Origin of the sequence: Acidovorax sp. YS12, from assembly GCA_021496925.1 — a bacterium.
Lineage (GTDB): Bacteria > Pseudomonadota > Gammaproteobacteria > Burkholderiales > Burkholderiaceae_C > Paenacidovorax.
Genome location: CP053915.1, coordinates 4,707,502 through 4,724,212, shown reverse-complemented (window position 1 = coordinate 4,724,212; position 16,711 = coordinate 4,707,502). Strand labels below are relative to the sequence as shown.

The window sequence follows — 16,711 nt, the reverse complement described above, 5'->3', positions numbered from 1 at the left end:
CGATGCCTGCCTTCCCCCTGCTCCAGCGCGCCTGGAACCGGCTGCGCGCCACCGTGGCGCCCGTGCCCGACATCTCTGCCCCGCTGTGGCTGCACACCCTGGGCCAGTACCCCTTCCTGGCCGCGCTGGCGCTGCCCGAGCAGGCCAAGCTGCGCGCGCTGGCGGCACTGTTCCTGCAGCGCAAGGAATTCACCGGCGCGCACGGCCTGGAAGTGACCGACGCCATGGCCGTGGCCATTGCCGCCCAGGCCTGCCTGCCGCTGCTGCACCTGGGCGAGCCGCGCGCCGCGCTGGCCTGGTACGACGACTTCGTGGGCATCGTGGTGCACCCGGGCGATGCCCTGGCGCGCCGCACCGCCACCGACGAAGCCGGCGTGGTGCACCACTACCACGAGGTGCTGCTGGGCGAGGCCATGGAGCGCGGCCCGGTCATGCTGAGCTGGCAGGCCGTGCAGGACGCGGCGCGCAACGCCAGCCACGGCGCCAACGTGGTGGTGCATGAATTCGTGCACAAGATGGACATGCGCAACGGCCCGGCCGACGGCTACCCGCCGCTGCCCGCCGGCTTCATGGGCAGCACCAGCGCCCGGGCGGCCCGCGCCGCCTGGCACGGCGCCTGGGCGCCGGCCTACGCGCACTTCCGCGAGCGCGTGATCATCGCCGAGCGCTTCGGCGGCGAGCGCCCCTGGCTCGACGCCTACGGCGCCACCGCGCCCGCCGAGTTCTTCGCCGTGGCCTGCGAGGCCTACTTCGTCAACCGCCCGCGCTTCGCGCAGGAGTTTCCGGCGCTGCTGCCGCTGCTGGACGGGTTCTTCCGGCGCCAGGCAGCATGAGCCGGGTGTTGGGCAGGAACGCCGTCACCACGCCCAGCAGCGGCAGGTACGCACACACCTGGTAGACCCAGACGATGCCGTGGCGGTCGGCCAGCAGCCCCAGCCCGGCGGCCCCCATGCCGGCAATGCCGAACATCAGGCCGAACATGACGCCCGACACCAGGCCCACACGCCCCGGCACGGCCTCCTGCGCATAGACCACCAGGGCGGCGAACGCGGACGACATGACCAGTCCCACGGCAATGGCCAGCACGGCCGTCCAGAAAAGGTTGGCATGCGGCAGCGCCAGGGCAAACGGCGCCACACCGAGGAACGAGACCCAGATGACGGCCTTGCGGCCGATGCGGTCGCCCACCGGGCCGCCGGCGAACGTGCCCAGCGCCACCGCCGCCAGGAAGATGAAAAGGTAGACCTGGCTTTCCTGCACCCCGAGGCCAAAGCGCTCGATCAGATAGAACGTGAAGTAGTTGGTGAAGGCCGCGATGTAGACAAACTTGGCGAACATCAGCAGCGCGATGACCACCATCGCGCGCGCGATGTCGCCGCGCCCCAGGCCGCCGGCATGGCTTTGCGCCAGGCGGCTGGCCTGGGCCTGGCCGTGGCGCAGCGTCCAGCCCGTGACCCGCAGCAGCACCCCGATGGCCAGCACCGCCGCCAGCATGAACCAGGCGATGGCCTGCTGCCCATGCGGGACCACGACGGCGGCAGCCAGCAGCGGGCCGATGGCCGACCCCGTGTTGCCCCCCACCTGGAAAGCCGACTGGGCCGTCCCGAAACGCCCGCCCGACGCCATGCGGGCCACCCGCGACGCTTCCGGGTGAAAGGTGGCCGATCCCACCCCCACCACGGCCGCCGCCAGCAGCAGCATGGCATAGCTGCCGGCAAAGGCCAGCAGGCCCACGCCCGCCAGCGTGACCACCATGCCGGCGGGCAGCAGGTAAGGCTTGGGGTGCTTGTCGGTGAACAGGCCCACCCATGGCTGCAGCAGCGAGGCCGTGACCTGGTAGACCAGCGCAATCCAGCCGATCTGCGCGAAGCTCAGGGCGAATTGCGTCTTCAGCATCGGATAGACCGCGGGGAGCACGGCCTGGATCAGGTCATTGAGCAGGTGCGCCAGCGCGGCCGCGCCGACGATCCGGGCCACGAAGCCCTGCGGCTGCTGGGGCCCGGCGCCGTGGTGGAGAGAAGCGGCGGGCGGCTGGGCGCCCGTGGAAGTGGCTGTGGTGGTCATGGCGGAAGAAACAACACCCGCAACGGCGCGGGCATGGGGCAGAGCGTAGGGGGTCAGAGAAAGTCTGTCTCTCGCCCGAAAGACAATTTCTGTAGAGTAAGAGACATGAACGCCCCGCTCGCCCGCAGGCACCTGGACTTCCACGACACCGAGCGCCCCATGGTCGCCATGGAGGCCAACTGGCCCGCTGGCGCCTCCACCGGCTGGCACTCGCATCCGCGCGGCCAACTGCTCTATGCCATCGAAGGCGTCATGCGGGTCGATTCGGCCGCCGGCTTCTGGGTGGTGCCGCCCAACCGCGCCCTGTGGCTGGCCCCTGGGGTGCGGCACGCGGTGCGGATGTCTGGCGACGTGCAGATGCGCACGGCCTTCATCGACACGGCACGGATCGATGCCCTGCCGGAGCACAGCTGCGTCATCAACGTCTCTCCGCTGCTGCGCGAGCTGCTGGTGGCCGCCGTCCAGGTGCCGCGCGACCATGCCGAGGACGGCCGGGACGCACGGCTGATGGGGCTGCTGCTCGATGAGCTGCGCACGGCGGAGACGCTGCCCCTGCATCTGCCCGTTCCCCAGGACGCACGGGTGCGCCGCATCTGCGAGGCCCTGCTGGACCACCCTGCCGACACCGCCACGGCGGCCCAATGGGCGGCACGGCTGGGGGTCGCCAGCAAGACCGTGCACCGGCTGTTCCTGCAAGAGACCGGCATGGGCTTCGCCCAGTGGCGCGAGCAGGCACGGCTGCTGTTCGCGCTGCGCCGCCTCGCCGAAGGCGCGCGCATCATCGACGTGGCCTTCGAGTGCGGCTATGCCAGCCAGAGCGCGTTCGCCGCCATGTTCCGGCGGCATTTCGGCGCCCCGCCCTCCAGCGTGCAGCGCTAAACCCAAGCGCAGCCGTGGGCGCCCGGGGTGGATCGCGCATAAAAAAGCGGCTGGCGCAAGCCCCGCTTGCGCCAGCCGCTATGAAAGATGAAGCAATCAGCGCAGCGCCAGGCGCTCGCGCGCGGCCTGGTACTCGCGGCGCAGGCGCGCCACCAGGTCGGCCGTGCTGGTGACTGCGTCCACGGCGCCAATGCCCTGGCCGCAGCCCCAGATGTCCTTCCAGGCCTTGGCGGCGGCGCTGCCGCCGAAGTTCATCTTGCTCGGGTCGGACTCGGGCAGGTTCTCCGGGTCCAGCCCGGCGGCGCGGATCGACGGGGCCAGGTAGTTGCCGTGCACGCCGGTGAACAGGTTGCTGTAGACCACGTCGTCAGAACTGCCATCGACGATGGCCTGCTTGTAGGCGTCGCTGGCGCGCGCCTCGTGCGTGGCAATGAAGGCCGAGCCGATGTAGGCGAAGTCCGCCCCCATGGCCTGCGCCGCCAGGATGGCGTTGCCCGAGGCGATGGCGCCGGACAGGGCCAGCGGGCCGTCGAACCACTGGCGGATCTCCTGGATGAGCGCGAACGGGCTCTTCACGCCCGCGTGGCCGCCCGCGCCGGCAGCCACGGCGATCAGGCCATCGGCGCCCTTTTCCACGGCCTTGTGCGCGAACTTGTTGTTGATGACGTCGTGCAGCACCACGCCGCCCCAGCCGTGCACGGCCTGGTTCACGTCCTCGCGCGCGCCCAGGCTGGTGATGACGATGGGCACCTTGTACTTGGCGCACACCTGCATGTCGTGCTCCAGGCGGTCGTTGCTCTTGTGCACGATCTGGTTGATGGCGAACGGCGCCGCGGGCGATTCGGGGTGCGCCTTGTCCCAGGCGGCGAGCGTTTCGGTGATCTCGGCCAGCCAGTCGTCGAGCTGCTCGGCCGGGCGCGCGTTCAGCGCGGGCATGGCGCCGACGATGCCGGCCTGGCACTGCGCGATGACGAGCTGGGGGTTGCTGATGATGAACAGCGGCGAGCCGATGACGGGCAGCGTGGGCTTTTGCAGAACGGGCGGCAGGGCCATGGTCTTGTCTCCGGGAATAATGGTCAAAAAGGGCTGCAGCGCTTGCCAGGCAAGCGCCAGCAGCTCTTATTTACATAGCGCTTGGCAAAAAACGCCTGTCAAAACGCCAATCAGAACGCCTCGAGCGGCAGCGCGCAGGCGCTCTCGCCGCCGTGCACGATGGCGTCGCGCAGGCCCGAGGCCTTCACGAGGATGTGCTCGGCGTAGAAGCGCGCCGTGGCCACCTTGGCCTGCATGAAGGCCAGGTCTTCGCCCGCGGCCGCCTTGGCCTGGGCCACCAGCAGCGCGCGGCCCATCTGCCAGCCGGCCACCAGGTTGCCCGCCAGCATGAGGTAGGGCACGCTGCCGGCAAACACGGCGTTGGGCTGGGCCTTGGTGTTGCCCGCGACGAAGTCCACCGCCTCCAGGAAGGCGGCGCGTGCGGCCGCCAGGCGCTGGGCCACGGCCTGGGCGGCGGCGGTGCCGCTGGCGGCGAGTTCGCCTTCGGTCTTCTCGATCTGCGCGGCGATGGCCTTGGCCATCTGGCCGCCGTCGCGGCTGGTCTTGCGGCCCACCAGGTCGTTGGCCTGGATGGCAGTCGTGCCTTCGTAGATGGTCAGGATCTTGGAATCGCGGTAGTGCTGGGCCGCGCCGGTTTCCTCGATGAAGCCCATGCCGCCGTGCACTTGCACGCCCAGGCTGGTGACTTCCTGGCTCATCTCGGTGCTGTAGCCCTTGACCAGCGGCACCATGAATTCGTAGAAGGCGGCGTTGTCCTGGCGCACCTGGGCATCGGGGTGGTGGTGGGCCGCGTCGTACGCGGCGGCGGCCACGCTGGCCATGGCGCGGCAGCCTTCGGTGCAGGCGCGCATGGTCATGAGCATGCGGCGCACGTCGGGGTGGTGGATGATGGCCGCGGCACCGGCCACGCTGCCATCGACGGGGCGGCTTTGCACGCGGTCGCGCGCGTACTGCACGGCCTGCTGGTAGGCGCGCTCGGCCACGGCAATGCCCTGCACGCCCACGCCGTAGCGCGCGGCGTTCATCATGATGAACATGTATTCGAGGCCGCGGTTTTCCTCGCCCACCAGGTAGCCGATGGCGCCGCCATGGTCGCCGAACTGCAGCACCGCCGTGGGCGAGGCCTTGATGCCCAGCTTGTGCTCGATGGAGACGCAGTGCACGTCGTTGCGCGCGCCCAGGCTGCCGTCGGCATGCACCATGAATTTGGGGCAGACGAACAGGCTGATGCCCTTCACGCCCTCGGGCGCGCCGGCCACGCGCGCCAACACCAGGTGGACGATGTTGTCCGCCATGTCGTGCTCGCCGTAGGTGATGAAGATCTTGGTGCCGAAGATCCTGTACGTGCCATCGGGCTGCGGATCGGCCTTGGTGCGCACCAGCGACAGGTCGGAGCCGGCCTGGGGCTCGGTCAGGTTCATGGTGCCGGTCCACTCGCCGGAGATCAGCTTCTCCAGGTAGGTGGCCTTGAGCGCGTCGCTGCCGGCGGTGAGCAGCGCCTCGATGGCGCCGTCGGTGAGCAGCGGGCACAGCGCGAAGCTCAGGTTGGCACTGTTGATCATCTCGCCGCACGCCGCGCCGATGGTCTTGGGCAGGCCCTGGCCGCCGAAGTCGGCCGGGTGCTGCAGGCCCTGCCAGCCGCCTTCGGCGAACTGGCGGTAGGCTTGCTTGAAGCCGGGGGTGGTGGTGACCTGGCCGTCCTTCCAGGCCGAGGGGTTCCTGTCGCCCTCGACGTTGAGCGGAGCCACCACGCCTTCATTGAACTTGGCGCACTCCTCCAGCACGGCGGCGGCGGTTTCCAGGCCGGCGTCCTCGAAACCGGGGATCTGGGCCACCTGGTCGATGCGGGCCAGGTGCTCGATGGCGAAGAGCATGTCTTTGACGGGGGCGGTGTAACTCATGGGTTCTCCAAATCAGGGACGAATCAGGGGGATGAAAAAAAAGGCATCGCAAGCGATGCCTTTTCTGCGGCGCAACGGTTTACAGGGCCTTGACGAGTTCCGGCACGGCCGTGAACAGGTCGGCCTCGAGGCCGTAGTCGGCCACCGAGAAGATCGGTGCCTCGGGGTCCTTGTTGATCGCCACGATCACCTTGGAGTCCTTCATGCCGGCCAGATGCTGGATGGCGCCCGAGATACCGGCGGCGATGTACAGCTGCGGCGCCACGATCTTGCCGGTCTGGCCCACCTGCAGGTCGTTCGGCGCATAGCCCGCGTCCACGGCGGCGCGCGAGGCGCCGATGGCCGCGCCCAGCTTGTCGGCCAGCGGGGTCATGACTTCGTTGAACTTCTCGGCGCTGCCCAGCGCACGGCCGCCGGAGACGATGATCTTGGCGGCGGTGAGTTCGGGGCGGTCGCTCTTGGCGATTTCGCTGCCCACGTAGCTGCTCTTGCCCGCGTCGGCCACGGCGGCTGCCGCTTCCACGGCGGCACTGCCGCCAGTGGCGGCTGCGGCGTCAAAGCCGGTGGTGCGCACGGTGATGACCTTGGTGGCATCTGCGCTTTGCACGGTGGCGATGGCGTTGCCAGCGTAGATGGGGCGCTCGAAAGTGTCGGCGCCCACCACCTTGGTGATGTCGCTGATCTGCGCCACGTCCAGCTTGGCGGCCACGCGGGGTGCCACGTTCTTGCCGCTGGCGGTGGCGGGGAACAGGATGTGGCTGTAGTTGCCCGCCCCACTGCCTTGGAGTGCCAGCACTTGCGCGGCGACGTTTTCGGCCAGGCCGTTCTTCAGGCTCGCGCCGTCGGCGTGGATGACCTTGGCAACACCGGCGATCTGGGCTGCGGCCTGAGCGGCTGCGGCGGCACCCTCGCCCGCCACCAGCACGTGCACGTCGCCGCCGCAAGCGGCTGCTGCGGTGACGGTGTTGAGCGTTGCGCCCTTGATGGATGCGTTGTCGTGTTCAGCAATAACGAGTACCGACATTTAGATCACCTTCGCTTCGTTCTTGAGTTTTTCGACCAGGGTGGCCACGTCGGCCACCTTCACGCCCGCACCGCGCTTGGGCGGCTCGCTGACCTTCAGGGTCTTGAGGCGCGGGGCCACGTCCACGCCAAGCTCTTCGGGCTTGACCGTGTCGAGCGGCTTCTTCTTGGCCTTCATGATGTTGGGCAGGGTGACGTAGCGCGGCTCGTTCAGGCGCAGGTCGGTGGTGATGACGGCGGGCAGGCCCAAGGCCAGGGTTTCCAGGCCGCCGTCGATCTCGCGGGTCACGCTGACCTTGTCGGCGGCCAGCTCGACCTTGCTGGCGTTGGTGGCTTGCGGCAGGTCGGCCAGCGCGGCCAGCATCTGGCCGGTCTGGTTGGCGTCGTCGTCGATGGCCTGCTTGCCCAGGATGACCAGGCCGGGCTGTTCCTTGTCCACCAGGGCCTTGAGCAGCTTGGCCACGGCCAGGGGCTGCAGCTCGGCGTCGGTTTCGACCAGGATGCCGCGGTCGGCGCCGATGGCCATGGCCGTGCGCAGGGTCTCCTGGCACTGCGCCACGCCGCAGGAGACGGCAACGATCTCGGTCACCACGCCCTTTTCCTTCAGGCGCACGGCCTCCTCGACGGCGATTTCGTCAAAGGGGTTCATGCTCATCTTGACGTTGGCGATGTCCACGCCCGTGTTGTCCGATTTCACGCGGACCTTCACGTTGTAGTCCACCACGCGCTTGACAGGGACCAAAACCTTCATTGCAGCGGCTCCTTGGGAGTTGATTGAATTGACGTTTACGTAAACTGGAACATTGTATGCCGCACGGCGGCGGATGGCGGCGGGTTATGCCATCCGAGCCACGCATCGGCAAAAAAAGAACGATCGTGCTTTTTGAAGGATTATAGGCCAGTGCTGCTTTTGGCAGGCAGGCCCGGCTGTCGCGTCGGGCGCATCGGCGCCATCCGGCGCGGCGCGGGTTGCGCGGCCCGGCTACTGTAACTGCAGCCGTGCGCGGGCGGCGGGCCCCTCCCCCTGGGAGGCGCACGGCGCAGGATTTTCCATGCATCGAAAATGCCTCAAAACCTTATGCAGCAAGCGCAAGCAGCTATTCAATGAATAGCGCAAGCGCGCTACTGCGGAGGCGTGCCGCCCTGCCAGTGCAGCACCCGCTGCGGGTAGGGAATATCCACGCCATGCGCGCGCAAGGCGCGCAGGATGCCCAGGTTGATCTGCGAGCGCAGGCCCAGCGTGCCGTTTTCCGGGTCGTTGATCCAGAAGCCCACGGTGAACTCCAGGCCATCGGCGCCGAAGGCCGACAGCGCCACGCTGGGCGCGGGGTCGCGCAGCACGCGCGGGCTGGCGAGCGCCGCCTCGCCCAGCAGGCGCATGACCAGATCGACGTCGCTGTCGTAGCCCACGCTGACCACGGTAGAGTGCCACACCCTGAGGTCGGCCAGCGAAAGGTTCTCGACGCGGCTGGTCATCAGCATCTCGTTGGGCACGATGGACTCGCGCCCCCCGCCCGAGCGGATCACGGTGTAGCGCCCGGTGATGTCGGTGATGCGCCCCTCGAAGTTGTCCACGCGCACGTTGTCGCCGATGCGGATGCTGCGCTCGGCCAGGATGACGAAGCCGCTCACGTAGTTGGCGGCCAGCTTCTGCAGGCCGAAACCGATGCCCACGCCCACCGCGCCGCCCAGCACCGACAGCGCCGTCAGGTCGATGCCCACCGCCGACAGCGCGATGGTGAGCCCGAGAAACAGCAGCAGCGCGCGTAGGGCGTTGCTCAGGGCCTTGCGCACCGACAGGCTGCTGCCCGTGGCCGAGCGCAGCAGCCACCCGTCGATGGCCGAGGAGATCCACAGCGCCACGATCATCACCAGGCCCGCGGTGACCGCCCCCTCGATCAGCGTGCGCACCGACATGGTGGTGTTGCCCACCTTCCAGGTGATGTCCTCCAGGTCGTGCAGCAGCAGCGGCAGCAGCCCGGTCACCCACAGCACCATGGCCGCCCAGCCGGCCCACGAGAGGGTGCGCTCGATGGGCCGCACCCAGGCCGATTCCGGGAAGGCCGCCTGCAGCACCTTGGCGCCGGTGCGGATCACCGCCAGCGCCACCAGCGCGGGAATGGCCAGCTTGAACACGGCCAGCGGCAGCCACAGCGCCACCAGCGCGCGCGCCGCGTAGGCCAGCGCCAGCAGCGTGAGCGGGAACAGCGCGCCATCGACCACGCTGCGGCCCCAGAGGATGGAGCGCCGGTCCTGCGCCTGGCCCTTGGGCGACAGCCGCTGCACCAGCGCCCATGCCAGGGCCACGCAGGCGGCCAACACGCCCAGCTCGACCAGCGCCCCGGGCTGCAGGAAGCGCTCGAACCAGTGGCCGACGTCGTCGAACATCGGCTTGTCCGCAGACTGCGCCATCTCAGTTTTCCATGGCGCTGCGCGCCACCCGCAGCCCATGAAACCGGCGCGGCCCATGCGCGGGCCACCGCGCAAGGGCCGCCCCGCCGCGCTGGTGGCGTCCCCCTGCCCGCATGGCGCAGCCATGCGAGAGCGGGGGGAAGGCGCGAAGCGCCTCAGGGGGGTGTTGTTTCATCTCAGGCCTTCCAGGCGGGCTGGCGCTTTTCGGCGAAGGCGCGGGCGCCCTCCTGCGCGTCGGCGTCCATCATGTTGGCGGCCATGGTCTGGCCGGCGAGCTGGTAGGCGGCGTCCAGGCCCAGCTCGCGGTGCTGGTAGACCACCGCCTTGCCCATGGCCACGGCCACACGCGGCTTGCCGAGGATGGACTGCACGAGCTTCTCCACCTCCGCGTCCAGCGCCTCGGGCGGCACCACGCGGTTGACCAGGCCCTGGTCGAGCGCCGTGCGCGCGTCGATGAAGTCGCCGGTGAGCAGCATCTCCATGGCCCGCTTGGCGGGCACGTTGCGCACCAGGGGCACACTGGGCGTGGCGCAGAACAGGCCGTAGTGGATGCCGCTGGTGGCGAAGCTGGCGTCCTCGCTGGCCACGGCCAGGTCGCACTGGGCAACGAGCTGGCAGCCCGCCGCCGTGGCCATGCCGTGCACGCGCGCGATCACCGGCACGGGCAGCTTGTGGATCGACAGCATCATGCGCGAGCACTGGGCGAACAGCTGCTGGTAGTAAGCCAGTTCCGGGTGCTGCGCCATTTCCTTGAGGTTGTGGCCGGCGCAGAACGCGCGGCCCTGGGCGGCCAGCACCACCACGCGCGCGCCCTCGTCGCGCGCCACGCCGTCCAGCGCCTGCTGCAGCGCGGTCAGCATGTCGGCGCCCAGCGCATTGAAGCGCGCCGGGTCGTTCAGCGTCAGGGTGACCACGCCGCGCGCGTCGCGCGTGGCCTGGAGAAGCTCGGGGGTGGGGGTCATGTCGGAGGCTCCTGTGCGCGCCGCGGGCGCCGCGGCGCATGGGACATGGCGCCCCCGTGCTAGTGTGGTGTTCGCCACACTAGAGAGGGACGCCGGAACGGGTTCCGGCGATTATTGACCAGCCCTCCCCGGCGCGCTGGTCAGAGGTCGGCCAGCACCCGCACGTGGGCCTCGACGCTGCGCGCCAGCGGGCTCATGACGTAGCCGCCCTCCAGGCACGAGACGATGCGCCCGCCGCAGTAGCGGCGCGCCACGTCCTTGATGCGCTGGGTGATCCAGGTGAAGTCCTGCTCGGTCAGGCCGAGCTGGCCCATGTCGTCCTCGCGGTGCGCGTCGAACCCGGCGCTGATGAAGATCAGCTCGGGCTTGAACTCCTCCAGGCGCGGAATCCACATCATCTCGACGATCTCACGGATGTCCATGCCGCGCGTGTACGCCGGCACCGGCACGTTGCACATGTTGGCCGCCGGCTCGTGGTCGCCGCTGTAGGGGTAGAACGGGTGCTGGAAGAAGCTGCACATCAGCGCGCGCGCGTCGCCCGCCAGGATGTCCTCGGTGCCGTTGCCGTGGTGCACGTCGAAGTCGATCACCGCCACGCGCTGCAGGTTGTGGCGCTGCAGCGCGTACTTGGCGGCCACGGCCACGTTGTTGAAGAAGCAAAAGCCCATGGCCTTGCTGCGCGTGGCGTGGTGGCCGGGCGGGCGCACCATGCAGAAGGCGTTTTCCAGCTCGCCGGCCAGCACCGCATCGGTGGCCGCCATTGCGGCGCCCGCGGCGCGCAGCGCGGCGGTCCAGGTATGGGCGTTGATGGAGGTGTCGGAGTCCAGCGAGGTGTGCTCGGGGCCGCCCGCCGCCTGCTCCTCCACCAGCCGCAGCGTCAGGCCGCGCAGGGCCGCGACGTGCAGGCGGTCGTGCGCCAGCTCGATGTCGTTGAGCGAGGCCAGCGGGGCCTCCAGGTGCTCCAGCGCGTCGGAAACGCCCGACACCAGCAACCGGTCCTGGATCGCGTCCAGCCGTTCGGGGCATTCCGGGTGGCCCGGCCCCATTTCGTGTTTCCGGCAATCCTCGTGGGTGTAAAAGCCCGTCTTGCTCACAGTCATGTCTCCCTTCTGCTGCTTTTTTCGGATAACGTCGCGCAATGCACGCAAAACAGAAAATCACTTTGTTACTGAATCAGCTTAACACGGTGATAGTAGGGAAAAGCTTACAAATCCAGGACTGCGTTACCTGCCTGCTGGCGGGGGGCCACCTGCTCATCGAGGACGTTCCGGGCGTCGGCAAGACCACGCTGGCACACGCGCTGGCACGCACTTTCGGGCTGCAGTTCTCGCGCGTGCAGTTCACCGCCGACCTGATGCCCAGCGACCTCACCGGCGTCTCCGTGTACGAGCGCAGCCAGGAGGGCTTCGTGTTCCACCCCGGCCCGGTGTTCGCCCAGGTGCTGCTGGCCGACGAGATCAACCGCGCCAGCCCGCGCACGCAAAGCGCGCTGCTCGAAGCCATGGAAGAAAAGCAGGTCTCCATCGAAGGCCAGACGCATGCGCTGCCGCGGCCGTTCTTCGTCATCGCCACGCAAAACCCACTGGAACAGTTGGGCACTTTCGCGCTGCCCGAGAGCCAGCTCGACCGCTTCCTCATGCGCATCTCGCTGGGCTACCCCGACCGCGCGGCCGAGCGCCTGCTGCTGGCGGGCGACGACCGGCGCGACATGGTCGATACCCTGCTGCCGCTGCTGTCGCAGGACGAACTGGAGGCGCTGCAGCGCACGGTGCTGGCCGTGCACGCCTCCGACGCGCTGCTGGCCTACGTGCAGGACCTGATTGCCGCCACCCGTTCGGGGCGCTGGTTCGTGCAGGGCCTGTCGCCGCGCGCCGGCATCGCGCTGGTGCGCGCGGCCAAGGCGCGCGCGCTGATCGAAGGGCGCGACTACGTCGCCCCCGACGACGTGCAGGCCGTGCTGCCGCAAACCATCGCCCACCGCCTGGTGCCCGTGGGCGACGCCGGGCGCGGCGCGCTGGAGCAGGTGCGCGCCATGGTCGAAGCCACGCCGTTGCCATGAAGCACCCCCTGAGTCGCCTTCGGCGCCTTCCCCCTCTCTCTACGCGCTGCGCGCTACGGGAGGGGGACGCAGCCAGCGCGGCGGGGCGGCCCTTGCGCGGCTGCCCGCGCTTGGGCCGCGCCGGGTTCATGTGCCGGGGGTAACCGCGAAGTGCCCAAGAACCCGCTTGCTGCGCTGCGCCGCTGGTGGCAGACACGCCTGCCCGCCACCGACACCCTGGCGCTGACCCAGCGCAACGTCTACATCCTGCCCACCGGCTCGGGCTGGATGCTGGCGCTCACGCTGCTGGTGCTGCTGATCGCCTCCATCAACTTCCAGCTCAACCTGGGCTACCTGCTCACCTTCCTGCTGGCGGGCAGCGCCGCCGCGGGCATGCACATCTGCCACGCCACGCTGCGCGGCACCGAGCTGCGCCTGCTGCCGCCCGAGCCCGCCTTCCAGGGCCAGGCCGCCACGCTGACGGTGGAGCTGCACAACGCGCGGCGCAGCCCGCGCCACGGCATCGCCCTGGCCACCTGGCACGAGGGCGGCGCGCCCCACTGGGCCTGGACCGACGTGCCGGCCCAGGGCGCGGCCCAGGTGCACATTGCCTTCAAGCCGCCGCGCCGCGGGCTGCACGCGCTGCCGCTGCTGACGGCGCAGACGCTCTTTCCGCTCGGCACCTTCCGCGTCTGGGCCTGGTGGCGCCCCGCCGCGCAGGTGCTGGTCTACCCCGCGCCGGAAGTGCCCGCCGCGCCCCTGCCCCCGGGCGAGCCGCGCGCCGGCCAGGGCCACGCCACGCGCGCCGGCGGCGCGGGCGAGTTCGACGGCGTGCGCGCCTACCGGCGCGGCGACCCGCTCAAGCTCGTGGTCTGGAAGAAGGCGGCGCAGGCCTTCGCCACCGGCGGCCACGCGCTGGTCAGCCGCGACGCCCAGCAAAGCCAGGGCACCGACCTGTGGCTCGACGTGGACCGCGCCGGCCTGCCAGACCCCGAGGCGCGCATCGCCCGCGTCACGGCCTGGGTGCTGCAGGCCGACCGGCTGGGCCTGCGCTGGGGCCTGCGCCTGCCCGGGGGCGCCACCATCGCCCCCGGCGAAGGGGCGCAGCACCGCCGCCGCTGCCTGGAGGCACTGGCGCTGTGCTGAATGAATTTTTTAATCATTTCGGCCTCAAACGCCCGCCCATAAAGCGCCAGCAGCTCACTTTTCGGTAGCACATGAAACCTTCTTCCCGCCTCGCCGCCACCCTGGCCAGCATGCCGCGCGACACGCGCGACACGCTGTTCCTGCTGGGCGTGATCGCCTGGATCGTGCTGCCGCTGGCGGGCCACCTGCCCCCCTGGGCCACGGCCACCTGCCTGGCGCTGCTGGCCTGGCGCGGGCAACTGGCCTGGCGCGGGCGCCCGCTGCCGGGGCGCTGGGTGATCGGCGTGCTGCTCGCGCTGGCCCTGGGCGCCACGCTGCTCACGCACCGCACCATCCTGGGCCGCGACGCCGGGGTGACGCTGATCGTGATGCTGCTGGGCCTGAAGACGCTGGAGCTGCACGGGCGGCGCGACGCCATGGTGGTGTTCTTCCTGGGCTTCTTCACGCTGCTGTCCAACTTCTTCTTCTCGCAGGCCCTGCCCGTGGCCGCCGCCATGCTGCTGGCGCTGCTGGGGCTGCTGGCCGCGCTGGTGAATGCCCACATGCCCGTGGGGCGCCCGCCCCTGGCGCAGTCGCTGCGCATGGCCGGGCGCATGGCGCTGCTGGGCGCGCCCATCATGGCCGCGCTGTTCGTGCTGTTCCCGCGCATGGCGCCGCTGTGGGGCCTGCCCAGCGACCTGCAAAGCGGCCGCACCGGCCTGTCGGACGACATGCGCGTCGGCAACATCGCCCAGCTCGCGCTCGACGACAGCGTGGCGCTGCGCGTGCGCTTCCTGACGCCGCAGGGCGCGCCACCCGCGCAGCACCAGCTGTACTTCCGCGGCCCGGTGCTGGGCCAGTTCGACGGACGCGAGTGGCGCGCCGGCGACACCATCCACCTGCGTGCGCAGGCCCCCGACCTGGCCCTCTTCGAGACCCAGGGCACGCCCATCGCCTACGAGGCCACGCTCGAGCCGCACCAGCGCCCCTGGCTGCTGGTGCTCGACGCCGCGCGCCATGCCCCCGAACTGCCCGAGGGCACCACCGCGCGCATGTCGCCCGACCTGCAGTGGGTGGCGCGCCGCCCGCTCACCAGCGTGCTGCGCTACCGCGCCGAGAGCTACCCGCAGTTCCGCTACGGCCCGCGCGAGCGCGGCCCGGCGCTGGCGCCCTACACCGCCCTGCCCCCGGGCTCCAACCCGCGCACCCGCGCCCTGGCCGCCGAGCTGCGCGCCGACCCGCGCCTGGCCCAGGGCGGCACGCCCGCGCTGGTGGACGCCGCGCTGCAGCGCCTGCGCACCGGCGGCTACACCTACACGCTCGACCCCGGCGTGTACGGCGAGCACACGGCGGACGAATTCTGGTTTCAGCGCAAGGAGGGCTTCTGCGAGCACATCGCCTCGGCCTTCGCCGTGCTCATGCGCGCCATGGACGTGCCGGCGCGCATCGTCACCGGCTACCAGGGCGGCGACCTGAACGCCGTGGACGGCTACTGGACCGTGCGCCAGAGCGACGCCCACGCCTGGGCCGAGGTCTGGATTGCCGGCCAGGGCTGGGTGCGCGTGGACCCCACCGGCGCCGTCGCGCCCAGCCGCGTCGGCCAGCTGCAGCGCCTGCGCGCGCCGCAGGGGCTGTTCGCCGGCGCCATGGGCACCGTCATCAGCCCCGGCATGGCGCAGCAGTTGCGCGCCGTGTGGGAGGCCGTGAACAACGGCTGGAACCAGTGGGTGCTGAACTACACCCAGGGCCGCCAGCTCGACCTGCTGCGCGCGCTGGGCGTCTCCACGCCCGACTGGCAGGACCTGCTGCGCCTGCTCGGCGCCCTGGTGTGCCTGGCCGCCGGCGGCGGCGCCCTGTGGGCCCTGTGGGAACGCCACCGCACCGACCCCTGGGTGCGCCTGCTGGACCAGGCGCGCGCACGCCTGGCACGCGCCGGCCTCGCGCTGCCCGCGCACCTGCCGCCGCGCGCCATGGCCGCGCGCGCGCAGGCACAATTCGGTGCCGATGGCACCCCTGCCTGCGCCTGGCTGCTGCGGCTGGAGCAGGCCCGCTACGCCCCCCTTGCGGACGCCAGCCTGGCGCAGCTGCAGCGCGAACTGCGCCGCCTGCGCTGGCCCCGGCGCCGCCCTGCCTCTCCGCCATGAAACGACTCCTCGCATTTGCTGCACTTTCGATAGCTGCCAGCGCTTTACCAGCAAGCGCTACAGCCCAAAAACCCGTAAAAAAACCGGCAGCCGGGCAAGCCAGGAAGGCCGACGCCACCCAGGGCACCACGCCCTACGCCAGCCGCGCCGAGGCGCTGCGCTTCGCCGACGACCTCGCGGCGCGGCGCGGGCTGGACCGCGAGTGGGTGCGCCAGGCCATCGGCCAGGCGCGCTTCCTGCCGCGCGTGCCGCAGCTCATGCTGCCGCCGCCCAAGGGGCAGGCCAAGAACTGGAACGCCTACCGCAGCCGCTTCGTCGAGCCCGTGCGCATCCGCGCCGGCCTGCGCTTCTGGCAGGACAACGCCGCCACGCTGGCGCGCGCCGAGCAGGAGTACGGCGTGCCGGCCGCGATCATCGTCGGCATCATCGGCGTGGAAACCATCTACGGCCAGCACATGGGCGGCTTTCGCGTGATGGACGCGCTGGCCACGCTGGCCTTCGACTTCCCCGCCGCGCACCCGCGCGCCGCCGAGCGCCAGGCCTTCTTCCAGCGCGAGCTGGAGCAGTTCCTGAGCCTGTGCGAGCGCACCGGCATGGACCCGTTCACCCCGCGCGGCAGCTACGCCGGCGCCATGGGCATGCCGCAGTTCATGCCGTCGAGCTGGGCGCGCTGGGCCGTGGACTTCGACGGCGACGGCCGCATCGACCTGTTCGGCAGCCCGGCCGACGCCATCGGCTCGGTGGCCAGCTACTTCAAGGCGCACGGCTGGGTCACCGGCATGCCCACGCACTACGCGGTGGACTTCGACGCGCAGCGCCTGCAGCTCGACGCGCTGCTCGCACCCGACATCCTGCCCACGTTCAGCCCTGCCAGCATGGCCGACAAGGGCGTGCTGCCGCTGGGCGCGGGCGCGCAGCACCCGGGGCAGCTGGCGCTGGTCGAGCTGCAGAACGGCGCCGCCGCGCCGGTCTACGTGGCGGGCACCGAGAACTTCTACGTGGTAACGCGCTACAACTGGTCGAGCTACTACGCGCTGGCGGTGATCGAGCTGGGGCAGGCGGTGGCGGCGGCGCGCGACGGCGCGCGCTGAGGGGTTCGCGCGCCCCGCC

At 70.5% G+C, this 16,711-nt stretch carries 14 protein-coding genes; 6 read left to right on the top strand and 8 right to left on the bottom strand.

Features of this window, described 5'->3' with window-relative positions; all coding sequences use genetic code 11:
* The first annotated feature begins 2 nt into the window (after positions 1-2).
* Complete coding sequence (locus YS110_21125) at positions 3-833, top strand: zinc-dependent peptidase (GenBank protein ID UJB67093.1); 831 nt, start codon at positions 3-5, stop codon at positions 831-833.
* Here YS110_21125 and YS110_21120 read toward each other — a convergent pair.
* Positions 754-2,064 (bottom strand): MFS transporter, encoded by a 1,311-nt coding sequence (locus YS110_21120; protein UJB67092.1) that lies wholly within the window; start codon positions 2,062-2,064, stop codon positions 754-756. The two genes, YS110_21125 and YS110_21120, sit on opposite strands and share 80 nt — an antisense overlap.
* 105 nt (positions 2,065-2,169) lie before the next feature.
* Between YS110_21120 and YS110_21115 the strand changes: the two genes are divergently transcribed.
* On the top strand, positions 2,170-2,943 hold the full coding sequence (locus YS110_21115) for a helix-turn-helix transcriptional regulator (protein ID UJB67091.1): 774 nt from the start codon (positions 2,170-2,172) through the stop codon (positions 2,941-2,943).
* Positions 2,944-3,039: 96 nt separating this feature from the next.
* Here YS110_21115 and YS110_21110 read toward each other — a convergent pair whose 3' ends face one another.
* The 7 genes from YS110_21110 to YS110_21080 all read right to left on the bottom strand — a co-directional run bounded on the left by YS110_21110 (position 3,040) and on the right by YS110_21080 (position 11,394).
* Entirely contained in the window at positions 3,040-3,996 is a 957-nt protein-coding gene (locus YS110_21110; protein UJB67090.1) for a nitronate monooxygenase, read from the bottom strand.
* Positions 3,997-4,106: 110 nt separating this feature from the next.
* Complete coding sequence (locus YS110_21105; protein UJB67089.1) at positions 4,107-5,897, bottom strand: acyl-CoA dehydrogenase; 1,791 nt, start codon at positions 5,895-5,897, stop codon at positions 4,107-4,109.
* Positions 5,898-5,976: 79 nt separating this feature from the next.
* On the bottom strand, positions 5,977-6,921 hold the full coding sequence (locus YS110_21100) for an electron transfer flavoprotein subunit alpha/FixB family protein (GenBank protein UJB67088.1): 945 nt from the start codon (positions 6,919-6,921) through the stop codon (positions 5,977-5,979).
* Entirely contained in the window at positions 6,922-7,671 is a 750-nt protein-coding gene (locus YS110_21095; protein UJB67087.1) for an electron transfer flavoprotein subunit beta/FixA family protein, read from the bottom strand.
* A 371-nt stretch (positions 7,672-8,042) separates the two neighbouring features.
* Positions 8,043-9,332: a mechanosensitive ion channel gene (locus YS110_21090; protein UJB67086.1), complete on the bottom strand. Its 1,290-nt coding sequence runs from the start codon at positions 9,330-9,332 to the stop codon at positions 8,043-8,045.
* A gap of 176 nt (positions 9,333-9,508) precedes the next feature.
* Positions 9,509-10,294: an enoyl-CoA hydratase gene (locus YS110_21085; GenBank protein ID UJB67085.1), complete on the bottom strand. Its 786-nt coding sequence runs from the start codon at positions 10,292-10,294 to the stop codon at positions 9,509-9,511.
* Between the two features lie 140 nt (positions 10,295-10,434).
* Positions 10,435-11,394: a histone deacetylase family protein gene (locus YS110_21080; GenBank protein ID UJB67084.1), complete on the bottom strand. Its 960-nt coding sequence runs from the start codon at positions 11,392-11,394 to the stop codon at positions 10,435-10,437.
* 38 nt (positions 11,395-11,432) lie between these two features.
* On the opposite strand from YS110_21080, the gene YS110_21075 reads away from it, so the two are divergent.
* The 4 genes from YS110_21075 (at position 11,433) to mltB (ending at position 16,692) form a co-directional block, all read left to right on the top strand.
* On the top strand, positions 11,433-12,353 hold the full coding sequence (locus tag YS110_21075) for a MoxR family ATPase (GenBank protein UJB67083.1): 921 nt from the start codon (positions 11,433-11,435) through the stop codon (positions 12,351-12,353).
* 150 nt (positions 12,354-12,503) lie between these two features.
* Positions 12,504-13,478, top strand: coding sequence for a DUF58 domain-containing protein (locus YS110_21070; protein ID UJB67082.1), 975 nt, complete (start codon positions 12,504-12,506; stop codon positions 13,476-13,478).
* 71 nt (positions 13,479-13,549) lie between these two features.
* A complete protein-coding gene (locus YS110_21065; GenBank protein ID UJB67081.1) occupies positions 13,550-15,601 on the top strand; it encodes a DUF3488 domain-containing protein in 2,052 nt (683 codons plus the stop codon).
* Positions 15,598-16,692 (top strand): lytic murein transglycosylase B, encoded by a 1,095-nt coding sequence (mltB, locus tag YS110_21060; protein ID UJB67080.1) that lies wholly within the window; start codon positions 15,598-15,600, stop codon positions 16,690-16,692. The genes YS110_21065 and mltB overlap by 4 nt, the downstream gene beginning before the upstream one ends.
* Positions 16,693-16,711 lie beyond the last annotated feature (19 nt).